The sequence below is a fragment of the Paenibacillus sp. 01T442 genome (genome assembly GCF_056398345.1).
Window position 1 is genome coordinate 12,550 of the sequence record NZ_JBFTPF010000048.1, and the last position, 23,477, is coordinate 36,026.

At 46.0% G+C, this 23,477-nt stretch carries 20 protein-coding genes; 11 read left to right on the forward strand and 9 right to left on the reverse strand.

Annotation, left to right across the window (positions count from 1 at the left end):
- Positions 1-36: 36 nt before the first annotated feature.
- The gene (locus AC1DLM_RS25630; RefSeq protein ID WP_477571547.1) at positions 37-723 is read left to right on the forward strand and encodes a DnaD domain-containing protein; all 687 of its coding nucleotides are present in this window, start codon (positions 37-39) and stop codon (positions 721-723) included.
- 1,072 nt (positions 724-1,795) lie between these two features.
- Here AC1DLM_RS25630 and mtnB read toward each other — a convergent pair.
- The 8 genes from mtnB to AC1DLM_RS25670 form a co-directional block, all read right to left on the reverse strand.
- Entirely contained in the window at positions 1,796-2,431 is a 636-nt protein-coding gene (gene mtnB, locus AC1DLM_RS25635) for a methylthioribulose 1-phosphate dehydratase (protein ID WP_477571548.1), read from the reverse strand.
- Positions 2,428-3,090: a 2-hydroxy-3-keto-5-methylthiopentenyl-1-phosphate phosphatase gene (locus AC1DLM_RS25640; protein ID WP_477571549.1), complete on the reverse strand. Its 663-nt coding sequence runs from the start codon at positions 3,088-3,090 to the stop codon at positions 2,428-2,430. Before AC1DLM_RS25640 ends, mtnB begins: the two co-directional genes overlap by 4 nt.
- Positions 3,087-4,355: a 2,3-diketo-5-methylthiopentyl-1-phosphate enolase gene (locus AC1DLM_RS25645; RefSeq protein ID WP_477571550.1), complete on the reverse strand. Its 1,269-nt coding sequence runs from the start codon at positions 4,353-4,355 to the stop codon at positions 3,087-3,089. The genes AC1DLM_RS25640 and AC1DLM_RS25645 overlap by 4 nt, the downstream gene beginning before the upstream one ends.
- 65 nt (positions 4,356-4,420) lie before the next feature.
- Complete coding sequence (gene proC, locus AC1DLM_RS25650) at positions 4,421-5,290, reverse strand: pyrroline-5-carboxylate reductase (protein ID WP_477571551.1); 870 nt, start codon at positions 5,288-5,290, stop codon at positions 4,421-4,423.
- Positions 5,291-5,312: 22 nt separating this feature from the next.
- The gene (locus tag AC1DLM_RS25655; protein WP_477571552.1) at positions 5,313-6,560 is read right to left on the reverse strand and encodes a glutamate-5-semialdehyde dehydrogenase; all 1,248 of its coding nucleotides are present in this window, start codon (positions 6,558-6,560) and stop codon (positions 5,313-5,315) included.
- Between the two features lie 11 nt (positions 6,561-6,571).
- Entirely contained in the window at positions 6,572-8,275 is a 1,704-nt protein-coding gene (locus tag AC1DLM_RS25660; protein WP_477571553.1) for a proline--tRNA ligase, read from the reverse strand.
- A complete protein-coding gene (gene proB, locus AC1DLM_RS25665; RefSeq protein WP_477571554.1) occupies positions 8,272-9,372 on the reverse strand; it encodes a glutamate 5-kinase in 1,101 nt (366 codons plus the stop codon). The genes AC1DLM_RS25660 and proB overlap by 4 nt, the downstream gene beginning before the upstream one ends.
- A gap of 385 nt (positions 9,373-9,757) precedes the next feature.
- Complete coding sequence (locus AC1DLM_RS25670) at positions 9,758-10,957, reverse strand: aminotransferase class I/II-fold pyridoxal phosphate-dependent enzyme (RefSeq protein WP_477571555.1); 1,200 nt, start codon at positions 10,955-10,957, stop codon at positions 9,758-9,760.
- Between the two features lie 155 nt (positions 10,958-11,112).
- Between AC1DLM_RS25670 and AC1DLM_RS25675 the strand changes: the two genes are divergently transcribed.
- The 3 genes from AC1DLM_RS25675 (at position 11,113) to AC1DLM_RS25685 (ending at position 14,459) form a co-directional block, all read left to right on the forward strand.
- Positions 11,113-11,643 carry a DUF1572 family protein gene (locus AC1DLM_RS25675; protein ID WP_477571556.1) on the forward strand — a complete coding sequence of 177 codons (531 nt, stop codon included), beginning with the start codon at positions 11,113-11,115 and terminating at the stop codon, positions 11,641-11,643.
- Between the two features lie 102 nt (positions 11,644-11,745).
- On the forward strand, positions 11,746-12,543 hold the full coding sequence (locus tag AC1DLM_RS25680) for a carbon-nitrogen family hydrolase (protein WP_477571557.1): 798 nt from the start codon (positions 11,746-11,748) through the stop codon (positions 12,541-12,543).
- Between the two features lie 533 nt (positions 12,544-13,076).
- On the forward strand, positions 13,077-14,459 hold the full coding sequence (locus AC1DLM_RS25685; protein ID WP_477571558.1) for a glycine--tRNA ligase: 1,383 nt from the start codon (positions 13,077-13,079) through the stop codon (positions 14,457-14,459).
- A 69-nt stretch (positions 14,460-14,528) separates the two neighbouring features.
- Here AC1DLM_RS25685 and AC1DLM_RS25690 read toward each other — a convergent pair whose 3' ends face one another.
- Positions 14,529-15,020, reverse strand: coding sequence for a cysteine dioxygenase (locus tag AC1DLM_RS25690; protein ID WP_441986722.1), 492 nt, complete (start codon positions 15,018-15,020; stop codon positions 14,529-14,531).
- 566 nt (positions 15,021-15,586) lie between these two features.
- On the opposite strand from AC1DLM_RS25690, the gene AC1DLM_RS25695 reads away from it, so the two are divergent.
- The 7 genes from AC1DLM_RS25695 to AC1DLM_RS25725 all read left to right on the forward strand — a co-directional run bounded on the left by AC1DLM_RS25695 (position 15,587) and on the right by AC1DLM_RS25725 (position 23,475).
- A complete protein-coding gene (locus tag AC1DLM_RS25695) occupies positions 15,587-16,432 on the forward strand; it encodes a helix-turn-helix transcriptional regulator (protein ID WP_477571559.1) in 846 nt (281 codons plus the stop codon).
- Between the two features lie 647 nt (positions 16,433-17,079).
- A complete protein-coding gene (locus tag AC1DLM_RS25700; RefSeq protein ID WP_477571560.1) occupies positions 17,080-18,069 on the forward strand; it encodes a VanW family protein in 990 nt (329 codons plus the stop codon).
- Between the two features lie 61 nt (positions 18,070-18,130).
- Positions 18,131-19,861, forward strand: a complete 1,731-nt coding sequence (locus tag AC1DLM_RS25705) for a GspE/PulE family protein (RefSeq protein WP_477571561.1) — start codon at positions 18,131-18,133, stop codon at positions 19,859-19,861.
- A 40-nt stretch (positions 19,862-19,901) separates the two neighbouring features.
- Entirely contained in the window at positions 19,902-21,113 is a 1,212-nt protein-coding gene (locus AC1DLM_RS25710; RefSeq protein ID WP_477571562.1) for a type II secretion system F family protein, read from the forward strand.
- Positions 21,114-21,148: 35 nt separating this feature from the next.
- On the forward strand, positions 21,149-21,787 hold the full coding sequence (locus tag AC1DLM_RS25715; RefSeq protein WP_477571563.1) for a prepilin-type N-terminal cleavage/methylation domain-containing protein: 639 nt from the start codon (positions 21,149-21,151) through the stop codon (positions 21,785-21,787).
- A gap of 72 nt (positions 21,788-21,859) precedes the next feature.
- Positions 21,860-22,858 (forward strand): type IV pilus biogenesis protein PilM, encoded by a 999-nt coding sequence (gene pilM / locus AC1DLM_RS25720; RefSeq protein ID WP_477571564.1) that lies wholly within the window; start codon positions 21,860-21,862, stop codon positions 22,856-22,858.
- A 5-nt stretch (positions 22,859-22,863) separates the two neighbouring features.
- On the forward strand, positions 22,864-23,475 hold the full coding sequence (locus AC1DLM_RS25725) for a PilN domain-containing protein (protein ID WP_477571565.1): 612 nt from the start codon (positions 22,864-22,866) through the stop codon (positions 23,473-23,475).
- Positions 23,476-23,477 lie beyond the last annotated feature (2 nt).

The following is a 23,477-nucleotide window of genomic DNA, read 5'->3' on the forward strand; positions in this document are numbered from 1 at the left end:
AGTGGCATTGTCCATGGGGAGAAAGGGGAAAGACGTATGAGTACGCAATCGAATACACAGATGAAGGTCGAAGCGATCCTAATGAATAGCTTCCTGGAGGGGAGTGTCGCGGTACCGAGTTTATTGCTCAAGCATTATCGCGCACTGCTTTTGAGTGAAGTTGACGTCATGACACTGATTCATTTCATATCTTTTGTTGAAAAGGATAGGAACACATTCCCGACGCTGGATGAAATCCAGGAGCGGATGTCGGCGTCACCAGATGTCGTTATTGCTAGTGTGCAGAAGCTGATTCGTGAGCAATTTATCACAATCGATGAGGAAACGCACGAAACAACAGGGTTTCGCAGCGAGCAGTATAATCTGACGCCGCTTTATAAGAAATTAGCAAAACGCGTGGCAGAGCAGCAACTGCAAGAGTTAGCAGATTTGGCGGCGATTACGCATGCACCTAGCGATGAGCGCGTGAAGAACATTTATACAACGATCGAAAATGAATTCGCTAGACCGCTAACGCCAATGGAGCTGGAAACGATCAGCAATTGGCTGGACAAAGACATGTACAAAGAAGAGTTGATCATGACAGCTTTGAAGGAAGCTGTGTTTGCTKGGAAAGTCCATTTCCGGTATATTGATCGGATTTTACTGGATTGGAGTCGCAATCGCGTCTCGACAGTAGATCAGGCCAAGGAATACTCGCAGCGGTTTCGACAGTCGCGATAAGGAAACGCCCATTTTTCACTCCGAAAGGGAGAGGAAATGGGCGTTTTTTTGCTGCTTCTCTGTGTATTTGCCAACGCGCGCGAATCCTGGGCGCGCGTTGTGTCACCGACGTATGGTGCTAACCCCGCGCCCAGCCCCGCAATTCTCCCCCCCCATTATGATTATTGTGTAATGAGGACTGACTGTAATGTGGAGTTATGAGTGTTATGCTAGTTATTGGTGAGTATAACGATAAAGAGATGAAAATGGGGAAAAGTGGAGTAACGTAGCAAGTCACCTAGCCTGTCAAAAATGCAAAAGAGCATTTTACAAATGGGTTCTGCCCACATTTATTGGAAATTGATGCAAATAGGCATCAAATGGGAGTGATTTCAGGAGATTTGCCTGGAAGACCTTAAAAAGGTTGCCTATTTGCACGCATTTACTAATTTCGATCCTAAATAAGTAGAAAAGGTTGTATTTTTGCATTTTTGAGATAGGGAAGAGGAAGTGGAGAGGTGAGAGTGAGAGTGAGAGTGAGAGTGAGAGTGAGAGTGAGAGTGAGAGTGAGAGTGAGAGTGAGAGTGTGTGCGATCACTATAAAACTACGCGTTGTCTCACAGCTCTCCTGAAGAGCCCTGGCTACCAGCACCCAGCCAAGTGCAAACATGCTCAAAAACCGCATAGCTACGACAACCCTGCCGTTAAGCTACTTTGTCTCCACGCCTACAACAACCATTAGCTACCCCAAGTCCACAGTATCCCGCCTACGCTATCAATAGCTCATCTGCCGAAATGCCACCATATTATCTAACCTGATAACATTGCCTCCGACCCACAAACTTCAACTCCGCTTTCCCGCCATAAAGATATGGAACGAGAGGACGCTATTTGCATAAAAATAGCCAAATAAAAAAGTTGCGAAACCAGGTTCCTCTATTTCGCCACAAACGCAAGAAATGCGCTGAAATTAAAGAAATAGCGGACTGACGTTCCACAACTTTAAGTAATAGGGTCTTTTCAAGAAAATAGCAGAACCACGTTCCGTAACTGCAAACTAGAAAGTCCGCACCGCGGCTACACGTGGATTAGATTACTTTTTCAGCAAATGCAAACGGTACACATATTCGAACAAGAATTCGAATGCTTCGAGGTGACGTTTCGCTTCAAAGGCATTGGCGCCCCAAGCGTAGATGCCATGTTTGCGAAGTACGATGCCTGGAATACGAGGTACAATCGCGCCTTCGACTAGTTCTGCGATACGCGGGATTTCTGCATAGTTGGGCAGAATCGGAATCTCGATCTGTGCTTCCTCATCCCAAATGTTGAACGCTTTGATCAACTCAACGCCATCAACTGGAATGCTACCACGTTCTCCATACAGCTCGGAAGCTAAGTTATTGAAGATCGTGTGCACGTGGAAAATGGCGCCAGCGCCTGTTAAGCGATAAATCTCACTATGGATCAAGGTTTCCGCAGATGGTTTAAGGCTAGTAGCTTCCGTCGGCAAACCTTTCTCATTGACGAGAAGGAAATCCTCAGGCGTTTGGACGGATTTATCTCTACCGCTAGACGTGATTGCGAAGGTGAAAGCACTCGGCTCAAAGCCGCCAACACRAATGGATAAGTTGCCGCTAGTCGCAGGAAACCATCCACGCGCTGCTAGATTTGCTTTGATGTCTCGTAACTCAGCGAAGGCACGCTGTTTTTCTTCTAGTAAAATACTCATTTGACGGGTTCAGCCTCCAATTGCTTAATGATATCGAAGAACGTTTCGAAAGGGTGGTACGCATAGCCAAGTTGATCACAACGCTCAATGAGATGAGATCTGGCAAAAATCGTATCCACTAGCTTAGCACCTTCAAAATCGGTGATGCTGTCTCCGATAATAATCCGCTCATAGCGCTCGGGATCGTAGGAACGAATAATGCTTGTTTTGCACATCCCGCAGTCGGTTTGACAATGGGCATCACATGGATTCGGCCATAGAATCTCGATGGTTTCCCCTTCGAATGAGCTGGCATTGCAATAAATATGATTCTCTGGAATCGCAAACGCACGAAGCAAGGGATAAATAAAGAAATCAATGCCTCCGCTTGTGATCAAAAGTGTAATCCCTTGCTCCTTACAGTAGGAGACAAATTCTTCAAAACCATCCCGGATTCTAGCATTGTTGATCGCATAATCGACAATCTCATCCTTACGCGAGGTAGGCAGCAGATCGAACATCCCRCCAACACCTTCACGAATGGATATTTGCTGTGTAACAATCTGCTCGACGATGGCTTCCCAACCTTCAGGATTGAAGTGCTTCATAATCGCTACAATGTTATCGTTAACGGTGATTGTACCGTCAAAGTCACAAAAGATAATGCGTTCCTTGCTCATTCTCTAATCCCCCATGTGTCAATAGCAGATTGTAGCTCTGGATGTGTTAAGGCGTACTCGCGTAATGTTGTGCCTTGTAAAGTCGCATCAATCGCTTGGCGGAAAGCTTGTCCCCCAGCAATCGTTCCCATCGGGTGACCGTGGATGCCGCCTCCGGCGTTCACGATAACATCCTGTCCGAAATCACGCAAAATGAGCGGAACTAGACCAGGATGAATACCCGCGGAAGGAACCGGGAAGCTTGGTGCTAATGTTAATTGTACATCAGTCGGTGCTTGATACGTATAATCTTTACGTAAATCCTGCGTTAACAGCACATGCTTAATGGCCAAATTCTCTTCCTTTGGCATCACAACGGAGCCGTATGGGGAAGGGAATAATACCAAATCAGCACCAGCAAGACGCATTAATTTGCCTAGTAGAACAGAAGGCGAGATACCGTAGTGTGGCGACGGATAGGTTGCTCCAGCCAAGGCAGGATGTGCCATGATTGGAATGTTAATGTCGGGATCCGAGCTTAATTCATGCAGAACATCGAAACCGTATGCCAACACATTGAAAAGCAACGCATTGGCACCAGCTGCGATGGCTTTTTTGGCTTGGGAAGCTAGTTTGGATGTTGATCCTGTCAAATTAACCGCATAGAGCAGCTTTTGACCCGTTTCCTTCGTGGCTTGTTCAGCTGCTTCAAGACAAATCGCAATGCGTTTCTCCATGGGCGTTAACGGATTTTCGAATAAAATCTCGTCATCCTTGATGAGATCGACGCCACCAGCCGCTTGTAAGTAGAACTGCTCACGCAAGGCTGGCAATTCATACCCGACAACGGATTTGAAGATGCTCATCAGAAGCGGACGATCATGCACGCCTAGAAGATTACGAACGCCTTGCATCCCGAATTTCGGGCCGKGGAACCCAGCCAGGAAATCAGCAGAGAAGGCAAGGTCGATCAGTTTGATTTTGCCATCCATAGACAGCTTGCCGAAAACAGTCACTAACAACGCGGGGATATCCCGACTATAGTTGACATCGGGGTATGCGATGGTGATGTCCGCATAGCGGTTGGAAGCGGGTTCTCCTGCAGAAGGCTCGTGGACTTCAACGGAAACGACTTTACCCAAATGCTTCTCCATAGAAGCTTTCTGAGCCTCAGGCAGTTCCGTCCAGCTACCAACGGTGAGACCAACTGCGATGCTTGTTGCTTTTTTATGAAAATCGGCTTTCTCATCGAAACTCCGATACGTTGCTAAACAATATGAACTCATAACGAACTTTCACCTGCTTCACTAGAATCACTTCACTTATGTTCCACTTGTTTCACAGAAACGGCTTAAACTGATTTGCCAACAGTGCTGGTAGCGGCAATTTGTTCGCCCATTTCCTTCGTACGAGCGGCGCAATGCAACACAGCTTGATGGATAGCTTCATCGAACTGATAGCGATCCAAAGCTTGWATAGCAGCATGCGTAGCTCCGTTAGGGGATGTCACTTTGCGGCGTAATTCCGCAGGGTGCTCCATCGTATTTTGTACCATGTGTGCAGCGCCGAGCACCGTTTGGAGCGTTAATTGATTCGCATCTTCTGCGGTTAAGCCGCCTTCGATGCCCGCTTTAATCATCGCTTCCATGAGATAGTACACGTAGGCAGGGCCACTTCCGGAAATGCCAGTAAGGATTTCAAGCTTATCTTCTTCTACAATCGTAACAGTCCCAACCGCTTCAAACATTTGGATGGCAAACTGCTTGAATGTATCATTAACCTTAGACGAGAAGCTCATTCCTGTTGCGCCTAATCCGATGGTGGAGGAAGTATTTGGCATTGTACGCACAATTGGCGCATTGGTTTGCAATAGTCTTTCCGATTTCTCGATGGAAAGGCCTGCAATGACGGAAATTAACAGCTGACGCTCGCTCAGAAGCGGCCCAAGCTCTGCAAATGAAGCTTCCACATCTTTAGGCTTCATACAGAGAACAACAACGTCGGCTTCTTGAATAATTGTGTTTTTCGTCGCTTGATCTGAAGTGGCTTGAACGCCATATTCGGAGCATAAAAACGCCAAGCGATCCTGATTGGAGCGATTCATCATATAAACGTTTTGCGGATTCGCGACTTTCGTCTGAATGAGTCCGCGGACGATGGCTTCAGCCATKGAGCCTGCGCCTACAAAAGCAATTTTAGCTTGCGATAACAGGATTGACATCCGTTGTTCCTCCTCTTAAGGTTTATTCGCGTATTTGTCCGGTTCCATAGACACGGTATTTGGTCGAGGTCAAAGCAGGCAGACCCATTGGGCCACGTGAATGAAGCTTCTGAGTGGAGATACCAATCTCCGCGCCAAAGCCAAACTCAAATCCATCCGTGAAACGTGTCGAAGCATTATGATAAACAGCAGCAGCATCTACTTCTTGCAGGAATTTCTCAGCATTAGCAGCATCTTCCGTCACAATACATTCGGAGTGCATCGTACCGTAAGCACGAATGTGAGCTAGCGCTTCATCTAGATCTTTAACAACTTTGATGGATAAAATATAATCCCCGTACTCCGTACCCCAATCGGCTTGTTCAGCTACCAGCATACTTGGTACCAAAGCTCTTGAACGCTCGTCACCACGCAGCTCAACATGAACGCCTTGGAAGGCATCGGCAATCGCAGCTAAATGCTTATCCGCAATGGCTTCGTGTACAAGCAAAGTCTCCATACTATTACAAACAGAAGGACGTTGTGCCTTCGCATTAATCCCGATTCGAATCGCCATATCGAGCTGTGCACTTTGATCTATAAAAGTATGACACACCCCTGCACCTGTTTCAATGACTGGGACGGACGCGTTATTGACAACATTTTGAATAAGCGAGTGTCCACCACGCGGAATTAGCACGTCAATGAGGCCATTCAGCTTCAGCATTTCATCGACGGAGCTGCGATCTGCGCTTAGGATTAATTGCAAGGCATCTGCCGGAAGGTCAGAACGCTCTAAAGCTGTATGCAGTACCTCCACAATTTTCTCATTCGAAAATAGGGCTGAAGATCCGCCACGGAGCACAACAGCGTTGCCTGTTTTGAGACAAAGACCTGCCGCATCTACGGTGACATTCGGTCTAGCTTCATAAATAATGCCGATAACGCCGAGGGGTACACGGATTTTGCGAATGCGCAGACCATTAGGGCGATCAAATGATTCAAGCGTATCTCCGATTGGATCAGGAAGCTCAGCGATTTGACGAAGACCTTCGGCCATCGCCGCAATGCGCGTTTCGTTTAACGCCAATCGGTCTAGTAGAGATGCGCTAGTGCCTAGCTCTTTCCCACGCTGCAAATCCTTGCTGTTAGCTTCAATGATCGCTTGTTGCTCCGTAATTAACGCGTCTGCCATTAGCAGCAAGGCTGCATTTTTTTGCTCAGTTGTAAGATTGCCCATTGCTTGGGCAGCTTGCTTAGCAAGCTTAGATTTTGTAATCACTTCACTCATGGGTAGACCTCCTAGTTAAATAAGGATTGGCAATGCGTTAACAATTGTTCCACGTTCAGTTCATAGACCTCGCCTTGACGGCGTTCTTTGCATTCGATAATTCGCTCACTCGTTTTCTTACCAACGGTTAATCGTAATGGGAATCCGAGCAAATCAGCATCGTTGAATTTCACGCCAGGGCGTTCCTCACGATCATCCCACAGGACCGAATAACCTGCGCTAGTTAAGGCGTGATAGATCTCCTCKGATAATGTCATTTGGGCTTCATCCTTCACCTGAACGGTTAATAAATGAATCGAGTAAGGCGCGATAGCAGTCGGCCAAATGATGCCTCGCTCATCCTGGTGCTGTTCAATAACAGCAGCTAGAACACGAGAGACGCCGATACCATAACAGCCCATGATCATTGGCTCGGAGACGCCATTTTCATCGCTGAACGTAGCTCCGAGGGATTCACTATATTTGGTACCAAGCTTGAATACGTGCCCAACTTCAATGCCTTTGGCAAAAGCGAGTTCATGCCCGCAATGCATACAGCTTTCTCCTTGGCCCACATTGCGAACATCAGCATAGGTTAATGCACCAAGATCACGCTGCACATCTACGTGCTGAAGATGATAGTCTGCTTCATTGGCGCCAACAACGGCGTTATTTAAGCCTTGAATCGATGTGTCTGCAAGTAATTTGACGGATGATAGACCAAGCGGCCCAATAAACCCGGCTATCGAACCAAGCGCTTTGATTTCAGCTTCGGATAGCATCGTGATTTCAGCTACACCGAGAACCTGCTTCAGCTTGATMTCATTGATTTCGAGATCTCCACGGATGAGCACGATCACAGGCTCGCCTTCCGCTTGGATGGCAACGGATTTGATAATTTGCTGCGGTTCAATGGCAAGGAATTGGCTTAATTGTTTGATGCTCGTTACGCCAGGTGTGTGTATTTTCGTTGGTTGTGCATGTGGCTCGCCGGTAGATGAGGTACCTTCGTTGGAAATTACGCCAGTGGCTTTCTCCAAATTAGCCGCATACTGACAGGATGGACAATGTACAATCGTATCCTCACCCACATCTGCCAAGGCCATGAATTCATGCGTATCCGTACCGCCAATCGCGCCGGAATCGGCTTCAACTGCTCGGAATTGTAAACCGCATCGTGTGAAAATGTTAACATAAGCATCGAACATCGCTTGATAACTGGCGTCAAGTCCGCTTGCGGAGCGATCAAAGGAGTACGCATCCTTCATAAGGAATTCACGGCCACGCAGCAGGCCGAAGCGAGGTCTGCGCTCATCGCGATATTTCGTTTGGATTTGATATAGCGTGACAGGTAACTTTTTATAAGAATGAATCTCATCTTTAACGAGTGTTGTAATGACTTCTTCATGTGTAGCGCCTAAAGCAAACTCACGACCATTGCGGTCTTCAAGCCGCATTAATTCAGCACCGTAGACATCCCAACGACCTGAGGCTTTCCATAATTCGGCAGGATGGAGGGCAGGCATGAGCATTTCTTGTGCACCAGCGCGGTCCATTTCTTCACGTACGATCGTTTGAATATGTTGAAGGGCCTTAAGACCCAAGGGTAAGTAGGAATAAATACCGCTGGATAACTGTCGAATGAGTCCTGCTCGCAGCATGAGTCGGTGACTGGCTGCCTCGGCATCTCCCGGTACATCTCGTAATGTTGGGTTTAGTAATCGTTGTTGTCTCATGTCAAAGGCACCCATTCATCGCGGTGGATGACTTCGATGCGCGACACTTCGACACGCTTCTGGACTTCGTCGGTCGATAGGCCTGCTGCGGCTTGCACTTGCCAAGCCGCATAATTGACGACGCCGCGGCCCAGCAGCGCGCCTTCACTGCAAATCACCTCGACGACGTCGCCGGGGTGGAAGTCGCCAACCGCTGCCGTGATGCCAGCGGGGAGCAGGCTCTTCCCACCGTTGATCAAGGCAGCTTTCGCCCCTTGATCAACGATGATTTGCCCTTGGGGCAGCGAGTGGAAGCCGACCCACTGCTTCTTGACCGGCAGATTGTTCAGCGCCGTGTCAAAATACGTTCCCTTGCCCGTTCCGCCAACGGCAAGGTTCAGATCACCCTCCTCCAGCACGCGCCCGATGAAGACCGGCACGCCCCCGCGCATTGCGATGCGGGCGGCCTCGACCTTGGAGCGCATGCCGCCGGTGCCGACCGCGCTCCCAGAGCCTCCAGCGAAGCTGAACAGCTCATCGCTGATGGCGTCTACGCGATCGATACGCTGTGCGTTCGCGTTCTTGCGAGGATCGTCCGTGTATAGGCCGTCCATATCGGTAATGATGATCAATTTGTTCGCTTTGACCAAATTGCCTACCAATGCCGACAACGTATCATTGTCGCCGAATTTCAATTCATCTACCGAGACGGTGTCGTTCTCGTTAATAATCGGGACGACGCCGCGCTGCAGGAGCTCGTCAATCGTCATCATCGCGTTCTGCACGCGCTTGCGGTTGGAGAAGTCGTACCGAGTCAGTAGAATTTGCGCCACGCTTACGCTGTGGGAGGCAAATGCTTCATGGTACGCCTGCATTAAGAGCGCTTGGCCGACGGCTGCGGCGGCCTGCTTCTCGTGCAGCACCTTGGGCCGTGTGMGGTAGCCAAGGGAGGTGAAGCCTGCGGCTACTGCGCCTGAGGTCACGAGCAGCACTTGGCTGCCGCTGCGCTGCAATTGTGCGAGTTCAGCCGCAAAAAAACGTATTTTATCCGGATTCAAGCCACCCGTATCTGAGGTTAATGAGGAGCTGCCGATTTTGACAACGATTCGCTGAGTCATGTTCATCCCATCCTTCGATTTCCAACTATGTAGATACAAAAAAGACTCCCGTCCTTAAAACATAAGGACGAAAGTCTGTTGCTTCCGCGGTACCACCTTAGATTAGCGCATATCAAATAGAAAGCACTCAACTCTAGATTCCCTGTATAACAGTAGGGTTCTGTTCAACTCATCGTTGACGGTTCAGGGGCGGGTTCGGATTCGGTTCACGGCAAGCTCTCTCAGTCGKGTGGAGCTTACTCCCTGGTTACGTGCGGCACGATTCGTACTATTCCCATCATAACGTTGCTGTTTGGAATTTTTATTTTATCTAGAATAGCATGGTAGTCGAGTCTTTGTAAAGGTATAAATGGCTTGCCATCAAAGACCTTTGGATACTTAGGTGTTAAAAAAGATTTAATTTCCCAATCCGCTGCACAGCTTCTTCCAACCGTGCTTCCGAAGAAAGAAGGCCCAGTCGGACGTAGCCCTCACCGTGCGTTCCGAAACCAACGCCTGGTGCTACGACAACTTTAGCTTCTTCCAGTAGTAAATCGGCAAGACTCTGTGAGGAATGACCTTTCGGTACTGGCAGCCATGAGAAGAAGGATCCTTGCGATGGTTTAGCGTTCCAGCCGATGCTGGCAAGTGCCGTATACAACGCGTTCCTACGACTTTCGTACACATCACGCAGTTCTGTGACACAGTCTTGTGAGGACGTTAAAGCTGTAGCCGCCGCCGCTTGGATACCGCCAAACAAAGAACAATAATAGTGATCTTGCATCAAGTTAATAAGGCGAATGACTTCTTTGTTACCGAGGGCAAAGCCAAYACGCCAGCCGGCCATATTGTATGTTTTGGACAAGGTATAGAACTCAATGCCTACTTCCTTGGCTCCAGGAGTTTGCAGGAATGAGATCGGCTTCTGACCATCAAATCCAATAGCCCCATAGGCGAAATCACTGGCAACAACGACACCATTTTTCTCAGCGAAGGCAACTGTTTCCTCATAAAAAGAAGCAGGAGCTGTTGCACCCGTTGGGTTATTTGGATAATTAATGAACATCAGCTTCGCGCGGTCCAAGTCAGACTGTTTTAACTGCGAATAGTCAGGCAGGAAGTTATTTTCCTCACGCAACGGCATGAATGCCATTTCGGCATGGGCTAGTGCGACACCTGACCAATAATCAGGATAGCCAGGATCAGGAACTAGGCAGACATCGCCAGGATTCAATAAACATTGGGCAATTTCGATGAGACCTGTTTTGCCGCCGAACAAGATCGCAACTTCGCTATCGGGATCTAAATCCACGTTGTGATCCTCTTTATAACGCTGTGCAATCGCCTGTTTCAGAAATGGAAAACCGCTGAATGGCGGATATTTATGATACAACGGATTCGCAGAAGCTTCCTGAATGGAAGTCACAATATGCGGAGGCGTAGGACGGTCAGGATTCCCTTGGCCTAAATTTATGACATCATGGCCAGCGGCGATTTGTGCATTTGCTTTACCAACGAGCGTTGCGAAGAATTGTGTAGGCAGACCCTTCATTCTTTCAGCTGGTTGTATGGCAAATCGAGAAGTTGTTGAAGATACGTTTGTCACGATTTAATTCACACTCCGGAGGTCGGGATTTTAAACTATACCCTAAATGTAACATGATTAATCTTTTTTTCATAGTCGATGAAGATAATCGATTGTACTTCATTTTGACATTGACATATGATGGAACCATAGATCGGCGAAGGAGATGAATGACGATGACAAATCAAGCTCATGTAGCGGATGTTTTTCTGCAGGAATCGATACGTGCTTTTCAAAGTATGAAGAAATTGGGCGATAAATCATTTGCCCAGACAAATGAGGTCTTCTTTTATCAGACTATAGATGAAGGGTCGAATTCCCTAGAAGTGATCATCAAGCATATGCATGGCAATATGTTGTCCCGTTGGACCGATTTTTTAACCACGGATGGAGAAAAAGAATGGCGAGATCGCGATGCTGAGTTTGAAGGGGATCGACTTTCCCGAGAACAATTACTAGCACTTTGGGAAGATGGCTGGCAAGTGTTGTTTACAACCCTCGGCTCATTAACTTCCGAGAATGTGCTTTCACAGGTGCTTATTCGAGGTGAGAGTCATACTGTCTTACAGGCTATTCAGCGTCAAGTTTCGCATTATGGGTATCATGTTGGGCAAATTGTTTTGTTGTGCAAGCATTGGTCTTCCCAGGATTGGCAGACGCTCAGCATCGCAAGAGGTCAGTCTAAGCTTTTTAAACCTACGATGTAGTATAGTCCGATTTGCATGGCAAGTGAATGTTGAGTTAAACGCATATTTCGACTAGTATGTACACATACGCATTTTTCTTGTTCCTGGAAGGAGTATTTCGCTATGTCTTCACAATTACTTAATGTTGCTCTAATTCAAATGGATATTACAATCGGAAATCCGAATGCGAACTTTGCTCATTTAGAGAAGTTGCTTTTGGAAGCCGTTGAAGCGGCACAGAAACCTGATGTCCTTATTTTTCCCGAAATGTGGAATACAGGCTATGCTTTAACGGAAATTCATGAGCTGGCCGATGTAAATGGTGAGAGAACGAAAATGTTCTTGAGCAATTTTGCGCGGACTCATCAAGTGAACATTATTGGTGGATCGATTGCGGATAAAAAAGAAGATCGTGTGCTCAACACGATATATGCATGGGATCGCGAAGGTAACGAAATCGCAGAGTATTCCAAAATTCATCTGTTCCGTCTTATGGATGAGGAGAAATTTTTGCACAGTGGAGAGCAACTAGGCTTGTTTGAGCTAGAAGGTGTGCCTGCTGGGGCGATGATTTGTTATGATATTCGTTTTCCGGAGCTGTCACGTAAATTAGCGTTAGATGGAGCACGTATTTTGTTCGTGCCTGCAGAATGGCCGCATCCGCGCCTGCACCACTGGCGTACATTGCTTATGGCGCGAGCGATTGAGAATCAAATGTACGTCGTTTCTTGCAATCGCGTTGGGACGAGCGGTACGACCAATTTCTTTGGACATTCGATGGTCATCGACCCTTGGGGCGAGGTTTTGGTTGAAGGTGATGAAAGTGAAGCGATCTTGCGTGCGACAATCGATTTAGAAGAAGTTGTCCGCGTTCGAGGTAAGATCCCCGTTTTTGAAGATCGCCGGCCCCATTTATATTAAAGGATGTTCTTAAAGTCGTCTTTTGATCGCGAAGCAAACCAGGTAGTATTTCGACATCGAATCTTGTGTTAACCTTTGAAATCCGGTGCTCATGTAGGTTTTGCCTACACTCCGCTCCTCCTTCTTCAGGTTCTCACAACCTTCTCGGCGCTGAAAACTCAACTATTAGAACTCTTATTATATTGGGAGATTGATTTTTGCTGCGATATTCTGTAAACTAAGACCAATTGAATGATCAATTATGGCTGTGAAGGATGAATAGTACTTGACGGACTTCATGTTCAGCGAGCTGGGGATGGTGAAAGCCCAGAATGAAGGTCAAGGAAACGGCTATCCGGAGCCTATAAGATAAAGGGGATATATGCTTGTATCAGGTATATCAACTAGGGTGGAACCGCGGGTGCTAAAGCTCTCGTCCCTAGGCATTATTTGATGCCTTTGGATGTTGAGCTTTTTTGATGTTTGCTCATATCCAAACGGTGTTGTCATCGGGCGAAGACCCACATAGAAGAAGCTTAAGGAGCGATTGAACAATGAGTGTAACAATGGAGCAAGTCGTCGCATTGGCGAAGCACAGAGGTTTCGTATTCCCAGGTTCAGAAATTTATGGCGGTTTGGCAAATACGTGGGATTACGGCCCGCTTGGTGTTGAGTTGAAAAACAACATTAAACGCGCATGGTGGAAAAAATTCATTCAAGAATCCCCTTATAACGTAGGATTAGACGCAGCGATCTTGATGAACCCGCAAGCATGGGTGGCATCCGGTCACGTTGGTAACTTCAACGATCCAATGATCGATTGCAAAAGCTGTAAAGCCCGTCACCGTGCGGATAAATTGATCGAAAACAAGCTGGCTGAGAAGGATATCGAAATCATCGTTGATGGCATGACGTTCGATGACATGATGAAACTGATCGTGGAACACAACATCGTGTGTCCAGATTGCGGAAGCAAAGATTTCACAGATATTCGTCAATTCAACCTGATGTTCAAAACGTTCCAAGGCGTAACAGAAGCAAGCTCCAACGTTGTATACCTTCGTCCGGAAACAGCACAAGGGATCTTCGTTAACTTCAAAAACGCACAACGTACGATGCGTAAGAAACTGCCATTTGGTATCGGTCAAATCGGTAAAAGCTTCCGTAACGAAATCACGCCAGGTAACTTTACGTTCCGTACGCGTGAATTCGAACAAATGGAGCTTGAGTTCTTCTGCAAACCAGGTGAAGACATGAAATGGTTCGAGTACTGGAGAAGCTTCTGCCATAACTGGTTGCTTTCCCTAGGTGCAAAAGCCGATAATCTTCGTCTTCGTGATCATAACGAAGATGAGTTGTCTCACTATAGTAACGCGACAACGGATATTGAGTACAAATTCCCGTTCGGTTGGGGCGAACTTTGGGGTATCGCGGATCGTACAGACTTCGATTTGAAGCAGCACATGGCGCATTCCGGTGAAGATTTCAACTACATCGAGCCAGAAACGAATGAGCGTTATGTTCCTTATTGTATCGAGCCTTCTCTTGGAGCAGACCGTGTTACGTTGGCGCTTCTGATTGATGCGTTTGAAGAGCAAAAGCTTGAAGGTGATGACAGCCGTACAGTGCTTCACTTCCACCCAGCTTTGGCTCCAATGAAAGCAGCGATTTTCCCACTTTCCAAGAAATTGAATGAAGGTGCTCAGGCTGTATTTGCTGATCTAGCGAAGCATTTCATGGTGGATTATGATGATACAGGTTCGATCGGTAAACGTTACCGTCGTCACGATGAGATCGGAACACCTTTCTGTATCACATATGATTTCGAGTCCGAAACAGATGGTCAAGTGACGGTTCGTGATCGTGATACGATGGAACAAACACGTATGCCGATTTCTGAATTGAAAGCCTTTATCGAAAATGCCCTACAATTCTAATTGGTAATGAATTGAAAACCCCTTGTAAGCTCGTCAAAATGACGTAGGCTTGCAAGGGGTTTTTGTCTTCTAGATAACATAATCTAAAACTTCGCTGTAAGGTAAGTAACGTCGAACTTCACGCAGCGGCGGTGTATACACATGGAGTGAAATAGCCGGTTCATGAAATGGATTGCTTAACTGGTGAATTTGATCTGCAGGCGCAGTGAAATATTCCCCTGCTTGGATGAAGTCATCCTTTTGAGCAATAGGATAGCCTTCTGTATCTAATGAGAAGGTTGAATTCACTAAGGATCCTGAGACTAAATAAGCCGCGCCAATGGACAAGCCATGATTATGGATGGCTGTAGAGCGGGAAGCCGGAATGTGAATGACGATAACTTCCAGTTCGGGTGAGCTAAACACCACATTTCTGCCATAGGGTAGTTGAGAGGGCTCGGTTTTGAATTCTGGAACGAAGAGTAGATGTCTCTCTATCGATTGTAGTGCCTCTTTTAATTGTTCCAGTGTTGGTGCATGCAACTTACAGAATGTCTGTTCAATTGCTCTAATGAGCGTCATTGGCATCTCGCCTCCTAGGCATTCTTATCTCTTTATCAACATTATTTGGTGAATGGATAAGTTTTTTTTATATAATATGCCTTCAGTTTCGAAAAGGTTAGGGGATATTCGAACAATTTTTTGAGTGGATATTAGAATTGATTAATTCTAGTGGAAGAAAGATGAGTGGAGATAGTCGAATAATCGACTAATTCGGGCGGAATAGTAGAAAATAGTTGAAGCGGTTAGCAGATTTAGTAGCGATTATCAGGGATCCTTTTAAAACAGGACACTTTTTTCGTATATATCCTACGAACGGCACATGCCAAGAATCCTTAATCATGATGGAAAACCTGTGAACGCTGTCTTTTTGTAGTGCAAGTATACTATCTTACTAGAATTACTACCTTTGCACTATTTCAAGCATTCGATTTGAGCCTTATAGTTAGTGACACATGCGCGAAAAATACATAAATTTGTAAAGGTTGTGAAGATAGGGGCGACGGAATACGACAAATAATTCAATTCTACTCACAGCATGGATGCTAGTTCATTTCGGGGTTACATAGGGAAAGGGAGTGGGATTGATGAAAGGTTTAGCTGAAGAGACGCAAATGCATGAATTTACAGAGAGAGTCGGCATCTCACAAGCGGAGATAGCCAAGCTACATGAGAAATCATTTCTTAATGGCGTTCAAAGAGATTCGACGCGCGTGAGGTTTCGCGTGCAAGGAAAGATGATGGAACGGCTACTAGCTAAAAACCAAGGACTCATGGATGTCATCCTTCGGCAAGCACATCTGAAGACGAACACCTTCTACTTTCCTAATTTACTGATGGTCACGGATAATCATGGAGTCATCTTAACGATTAATGGGGATGAACGATCCATCTTGCAAGCCGCGAATTTGAACAACATCGGGATTGGATCTTCGTTATCGCTGTCTAGTGCGGGGACCAATGCGGTTTCGGCAGCTATTGATCTACAGCGTCCAGTTTGGATAAGCGGTGAGGATCACTATCTGGATACGATGCACAACTGGGTGACAATGTGCGTTCCGATTCAAACAGCGGATAGTCAGATCATCGGCTACTTAGTTTTGACTGCMTTTCAGTATATTTCAGCACMTTTTATGTATCCATGTATCAAATCGATTGCTCTTCTGCTTGAATATGAGCTCAGAAAGACCGAATTGCAAAGTAAAACATGGTTCGTTGAGGAAATGCTGGAAGAACGATTGAAAGCTTTCAAGCTAACGCTGCGTGAAAAGGAAGTCGCGACGTATTGGTTGCTTGATTACGATTATAAGCAAATCGGCAAAGTCTTGGGGATCAGTGAAAATACGGTGCGTGTCTATGTAACGAAAATCAATCGCAAGTTGAAAGTCAATTCCAAAGCATCATTGATACTTAGTGTTCTTGGCGCTATTTAGRGTTTACACCAAGAAGACATACATATGCATTACATAATCTTTATACATATTGACGTATTAAGCTGAGAAATGGTTCAAATTGTAGAAAAAAGCTTCGATCTTTCACGATGTATGTGGGGATTGGGGCTTTTTTTATATGTTCAACGTCCATAGGACTTGAATTAATAGAAAGATTTGTAGTGAAAAACAAGCAGCGGCCCGAGAAGTTCGGGTTTTCTACGAGTGAATACCATGGAAATCCCTTACATGCTTTGGCATGGTTAGAATTTACATATACGATGAAGACCCATTTTTTAAGGAATTTGCTGAAAAAGCGCGTTCGATCAGATATATATGCAAGTGATATATAGAAGTTGTTAATTTTACAAGGCCAATGGGCGCATCGAAAGAACTATATGAAACCGCTTCCTAAGTACGACCTCATTAGCAAAATCCCGACTTCAGCCCCCTGCTCCTGCCCCCAACTAGATTGAATTCCCTACAAAATAGCGTCTGAATGGCTAACGTGGCTTAAGAATTATAGTTCATGCATTAGGTCATTTGAATTAATAAATATGTATGATTTGCTCTACAGAAATTACCGTCTATATTTGAGGCATCCCACCGAAACGGGAGGGAAAATGTCGAGCTTTGAGGGACGGTTGGCTATGAGACAAAGAAGAAGGGCCTTGATCCTGCAGCCTATTAAATGGATTCTTCTTCTAGGCGTCGTCGGTTCTGGAAGTGTATATGGATTATCGGCGGCAGGGTTCATTGAGTGGAATTCTGAACACAAACTGGAAAGTTTGATGTTCTGGAAAAACACGGATCATGCTTCAACGAAAGAAACAGCGCTTGCAGCTGGCGTGGACAAAGAAAGTGCGAAGCCATCGGTTAATCCGGTATCAACGCCAACAACTACGGCCACGGCATCGCCAACAGCTGTACCTGCTAGTACACCTATAAGTACAGCAGCAACAACTTCACCAGACAAGACGTCAACATCGGGTCTGCAAGTCATTTCGCAAGCGCAGAGTATTGTTGCTGTAAATGCGAATGAGAAATCATGGCTAGAGCAGGTGGGACTGATCAAGATTGAGTCAGGGAAGCTATTTTCCTTCCAGGCTTGGTTGACCGAGATCAGCAAAGGCAAAATGCCTGAGAAGAAGGCAGATGAGTTATCGCATGTGGCATCCTTATTGTATGAAGCTGCACTGCGTGCTGGCATGCAAGTAGGTGAACGTTATCCGCATCAAGATAATCCCGCTTATGCAGCTGCTGGATTCGATGTTAATTTTCAAAGCGAGCTGAAAGATTTAACCTTCTATAATTCAATCGGCGTACCCATAACAGTTGGCGTGATATACAACGGGGAAACACCTGTTGTTACGTTCAATGGGAAACCGAAAACKGATTGGAAAGCTCCGAAAATTACGGTTAGTAAAGAAGTATTCGCACCAGAGAGTATTGTACTCACGGATTTTACACTGGCTGGTCAAGGTGATAAACGTAGTGAAGGTCAATCAGGACTTCTAGTCAAGGTATTCGCTGATGTGAAGAATGATGGCAAGAACGAGTTGAAATATAAAGATTACTACGCACCGCATCCCATTGTCATTGCGAAGGCGCCAACAGCGGAAGAGCTGAAATCACCTTAAATCACTTGTTAGGTTGCACAGATCCGTCACGTACTCTATTAACAGAAGGGAGGACCCCCCAATGCGCATAGGTGAATTATTTGTAATGAACGGACTCATCACAGAGGATCAGCTTGAACAAGGGCTGAAGCAGCAGGTGCACACGAGGAAGAAAATCGGTGAGATTCTTATCGATAAAGGGTTGATCACAGAAAGACAACTGGTTGAAGTTCTCGAATTTCAGTTAGGGTTTCCGGTTGTTAACATGTTTGAGACACAACTCGATATGCAAACCGTTCAGCTTATCCCAGAAACGCTTGCTCGTAAGCACTGTGTGATCCCGATTGAACGTAAGAATGGCAAAATCAAAGTTGCCATGGTTGATCCGTTGAACTATGGAGCCATTGAAGAAATTCGAATGGCGACGAACATGAGTGTGCAGCCAGTCATAGCCATTCGTTCTGAAGTCGAGCAAGCCATCACAAAAAATTATGGCATGAAAGAATCTGTCGATGAATTGATGGTCGACTTAGATAAAATCGAGATCAAAGATGAGGAATCCGAAGCGAATGATCAAGGATCACCGATCGTAAAGCTKGTCAATCAAATCATTCAATCCGCTGTGCAGCAGAGGGCGTCCGACATTCATGTTGATCCTCAAGAGAAACAGCTGATCGTGAAGTACCGAATCGATGGTGTGCTTCGAACGGAGAAAGCGCTGCCGAAGCATATGCAGGGAGTTTTGACCGCAAGATTGAAAATCATTGCAAAGTTGAACATCGCGGAAAGACGACTACCGCAAGATGGTCGAATCCAGATGCAGGTGGATAACCGCCGAATTGATATACGGGTTTCGACATTACCGACAGTTCATGGTGAAAGTATCGTTCTTCGGATCTTAGATCAATCGGCAGGTGTTAAAAAAATTGCCGAATTGGGGCTCAGTGACGCGAATTTGGTGAAATTCGACAAAATGATTCAGAAGCCCAATGGGATCATGCTGATCTCAGGACCTACGGGAAGCGGGAAAACATCAACACTCTATTCAGCATTGGGTCAATTAAATGGTGATGATGTCAAAATCATTACGGTTGAGGATCCCGTCGAGTATCGAATGAATGGTGTAACGCAAGTACAGGTTAACTCGCAGATTGGTCTAACTTTCGCTTCTGGCTTACGATCCATTCTCAGGMAAGATCCGAACATTGTTATGGTCGGGGAGGTCCGGGATGCGGAGACTGCAGAAATTGCGGTACGTGCTTCCCTAACGGGGCACTTGGTGTTAAGCACCATTCATACGAACAGTGCCGTCAGTACGATTAGCCGACTTGTCGATATGGGAATTGATTCCTATCTCATCGCTTCCTMGCTCTCCTGTATCGTAGCTCAGCGCCTAGTGCGGCGCGTATGTCGTGAATGTGCAGCCCAGGTACCTGCCAGAGAGGATGAAATGAAGCTGCTAGAAACGCATGGGCTGCTAAACGGAACTGAACAACAACTGGCGGGGACTGGAACAGGGGTTGTAGTACCTATGACTTCGCCGAGAGCCATGGATAAGCCGATTATGGTAACGAGGGGCAAGGGCTGTGGAACATGCAATAAAACAGGTTACAGAGGTCGTATCGCCGTACATGAACTGCTAGTTGTCGATGAACCGCTGCGCAGCCTAATCGTGCAGAATCGACCAGTTAGCGAGTTGGAGCAGCATTTGATGAAGAATGGTTTTAAAAATATGCTCTACGATGGCTTGCTCAAGATTCGCCAAGGTCATACCACAATTGAAGAAGTGTTGAAAGCCGTGGCAGACGAATAGCAGTGAAATGAAGAAGCTATGAATGGGGGTGAACAATAACTTGGCGAACTTTACGTATGAAGCCGTCAATGAAAGCGGTAAGAAGCTGAAAGGGATGGTGAAAGCACAGAACAAACAACTGGCGATTACGGAGTTGCGAGGACGCGGGATAACCATTCGGAGCATCCAAGAGCAGCGGAAGACAACGATGGATCTGGAGATTCATATCGGTAGGGCAGTCAAGCTAGAGGACTTCGTCATCTTCTGTCGGCAATTCGCTACATTGATCCGAGCCGGGATTCAAATTGATCAAGCTGTTTCGATTCTGGAAGATCAATCCACCTCCAAATATTTGAAAGCGRCATTAGGTGATATCTCGGAGCAAATCAGAAGCGGGCACCCCTTATCGAAAGGGATGGGCGAACATCCGAAAGTATTTCCCGATATGTTTGTCAATATGATGGCTTCCGGTGAAACCGGCGGTAATTTGGACGAGGTTCTGGAACGAATGGCGGATCATTACGAGAAAGAACACAAAACGGTTCAAAAGGTTAAGTCAGCGATGACTTACCCAATCGTAGTTTTGATAATCGCCATTGGTGTCGTTATTTTCCTACTTCTGAAAATTGTCCCAACTTTCGCAGATATGTTTCTAGAGCAAGGATCCGAATTACCACTTATCACAAAATTTGTCATGAACTCCAGTGATGCCATCGTGCATTATTGGTGGATGTTCTTGGCAGGGTTGGTAGGTGTGATTATCTTGTATCGGAGCTTTGCTTCGAGTGAAGAAGGAAAGTACTGGATCGATACGATCAAGTTTAAGATTCCAGTCTTTGGTATTATTCTCAAAAAAGCTGCAGTTGCTCGAATGACGCGTACGATGTCCTCTCTGTTCGTGAGTGCAGTGCCTGTCTTACAGGCCCTGGATGTAACCGCGAAAGTAGTTGGTAATCGGGTGATTGCCAAGGTGCTCCGAGATGCTAAAGACAGCTTGCAGCAAGGTAAAATGCTATCGGAACCGATTCAGAAAAGTGGTATTTTCCCCAAAATGGTAGTGCAAATGCTAATCATTGGGGAGGAGACAGGGCAAGTCGATAATATGCTAGCCAAGATTGCTGATTTCTTCGAAGCGGACGTTGATCAGAGTGTAGATCGATTAAAGGCGGTGATTGAACCCCTCATGCTGCTCTTTGTTTCCAGCATAGTTGGTGTAATTGTAGCAGCGATCATGAGTCCGATGTTCAAAATGTACGATAATTTCCTTAACTAATTTCTTACTAACTTGAAGGGAGGTGATAGACAAACATGTCGCAGTCTTTACAAGCATTACAACATAACGTAAGTCAAGATTGGCAAGATCAGGTACATAACCAAAATAAACCTAGAGGTGGGAATGCAATGAACGAATTGACAATGAACAGCAAAAAGATGAATTTCCGTTTACCGAAGTTTTCGAAATTTTCTTTGAAAGAGTTAAACAAAAACCAAAAAGGTTTGACTTTGATTGAGTTGCTAGCGGTTATCGTTATCATTGCGATTATTGCTGCGATTGCGATTCCATCTGTTGGAGGAATTATTAAGAATGCACGCGTAAGCGCACATAAATCGAATGCCCATATGGTCATTGATGCAACGCGATTAATGATTACAGGTCAAGGTTTAAGCCCTGCTGAAGCTACAGACGCTGCTGGTTGGTCCTTAGATAAGTTGGAAAAAGGTGGATTCTTGGAAACTGTTCCCAAAAATCCATCTGACAAACCAAACGGATATGATAAAGATCTTTCCAAGGTTGTTGTTTCACAAGATACGACGACTGGAAACTACACGTATACGGTTTCACTTGTGAAGGCAGGTACTGGTGGGGTATCACACATCACGTCCGTTAAAGAAGTAGATATTGATGCATTGAAATTCGGTACAGCCACAACAGACGTTCGAGAGTAATTAAACAAGCGCGCGCCGTCTTCGGGCGGCGCGCCAATTTCAAGTCAAGCATAACCGAGAGGAGTTACCGCAATGTTCGCAAAGAAAACGAGCAAGTATACATACGGCATGCAAATTTCGGATACAGAAGCGAAGTTGGTTGAAATCATGAACGTGAATGGACAGGTTACCCTGACACAGCGTCATTCCATTGCGCTGGATAGAGGCAGTATTAAACACGGAAAATTCGTGGACGAAGATTCGGTCATTGCGCGCATTTCAACCCTAGTCAAGCAAATTGGGTTACAAGGTGCACATATCAATGTGACGGTGCCACTATCCAATGTGGTACTCCGTAAATCCGTTTTTTCGGCCTTAAAAGATAAAGCTTTACGTAATATGATCGACGTTGAATTACATGGCGGACAGCAATTGCCTTTCAAAAATCCGGTGTTTGATTTTGTTCGACTCGGAGCCCCGAAAGATGAAGCGGCTGCTTCTTCGGAAGGTGTAGTGAAGTCTACCAAGTCTTCGGCACAAGAGGAAGTTCTCATCTTTGCGACACCCGGCGAGGTGGTTGAAAGCTATGCACACGTCGTCAAGCAATCAGGGTTAGTGCCAGTAGCTGTTGATTTGGCACCACTAGCTCTTCATCGTATGTTGGTACGTCATACCAAATTAACTGGCTCCGCGATGAAGGAACGATTCATGCTGCTGCATGTCGAGCCAGATCATGCGGATGTTAGCATATTCGTAGATGGCATCCCTGTATTTTTTCGATCGATTCAGATTAATACGAGTTTCTTCCTAGATACAGGCACCGATCAGCTTGCAGCTTATGCGCGCAATCTATCTATGGAGCTTGGTCGTGTTTTGAATTATTTCCAATACACGGTTTCCAACGATCAGAAGCATGTCGAGCTCGTTTATTTGGTAGGCGATCATGAGTGGATCACGGCACTTCCAGAACATTTAGAGAGTGCTTTCACAGGTGAGATTACATCGTTTCCATTGCCTGCCATTCTGAAAGATGAAGACACAACATGTCAAGCCTACGCGGTTCCAGTTGGACTGGCGATGAAAGGAGCTTAAGGACGATGAGTGCAGGCGTACAGAAGCTACAATCCATCGAAATTAACTTGCTGCAAATGCGGCACGAAGAAGAAGCAAGAACTAGTCCCATTCTCCGCTATGTGTTTCTAACTGCGATCGTGGTGGTGGTCGGTGGAATGGGATGGATGTATACGAGCGCAAAGTCAGAAATTAAGAACACGAATAAGGCATTGGAGCAAGTGAACCTTCAAATTAAAGAAAGTCAAACGAAGATTGCAAGCTCGCCTTCGGCTGGGGCGGTTGCTGATTTCGTTGCTTTACCGAAACAACTCCTCGCAAGCAAGCCCGTAGCGACAGATGTGCTCGATAAGCTTTCTGCTCTAATGCCACTTTCCTCAAATCTTACGGCTCTCTCCTTCGGAGATGGTAATAAGGTTAAGGTGACAGGGAATTTTGCTACAAGCGAAGATATCATTACATTCATGCAAGCGACGAAAGCTTCCAGCTCGTTTACCTTAATTTCTACCAGTGGGATGAACAAAGTGATAGCGGCACAAGAAGATAAAAATGCACCGGTTGTTGCTGAACCGCCATTGCCTGTCATTCAAGCGACTTTCGAGCTTCAATACAAGTCCGAGCCCAACAAGAAAGGTTGATC

What these genes read in the sequence shown, in the direction of transcription:
- AC1DLM_RS25655 (WP_477571552.1), bottom strand. Translation starts at nt 6,560, where the DNA reads ATGAGTGAAGTGATTACAAAATCTAAGCTTGCTAAGCAAGCTGCCCAA.
- pilM (WP_477571564.1), top strand. Translation starts at nt 21,860, where the DNA reads ATGTTCGCAAAGAAAACGAGCAAGTATACATACGGCATGCAAATTTCG.
- AC1DLM_RS25685 (WP_477571558.1), top strand. Translation starts at nt 13,077, where the DNA reads ATGAGTGTAACAATGGAGCAAGTCGTCGCATTGGCGAAGCACAGAGGT.
- AC1DLM_RS25675 (WP_477571556.1), top strand. Translation starts at nt 11,113, where the DNA reads ATGACAAATCAAGCTCATGTAGCGGATGTTTTTCTGCAGGAATCGATA.
- AC1DLM_RS25680 (WP_477571557.1), top strand. Translation starts at nt 11,746, where the DNA reads ATGTCTTCACAATTACTTAATGTTGCTCTAATTCAAATGGATATTACA.
- AC1DLM_RS25725 (WP_477571565.1), top strand. Translation starts at nt 22,864, where the DNA reads ATGAGTGCAGGCGTACAGAAGCTACAATCCATCGAAATTAACTTGCTG.
- AC1DLM_RS25690 (WP_441986722.1), bottom strand. Translation starts at nt 15,020, where the DNA reads ATGACGCTCATTAGAGCAATTGAACAGACATTCTGTAAGTTGCATGCA.
- AC1DLM_RS25715 (WP_477571563.1), top strand. Translation starts at nt 21,149, where the DNA reads ATGTCGCAGTCTTTACAAGCATTACAACATAACGTAAGTCAAGATTGG.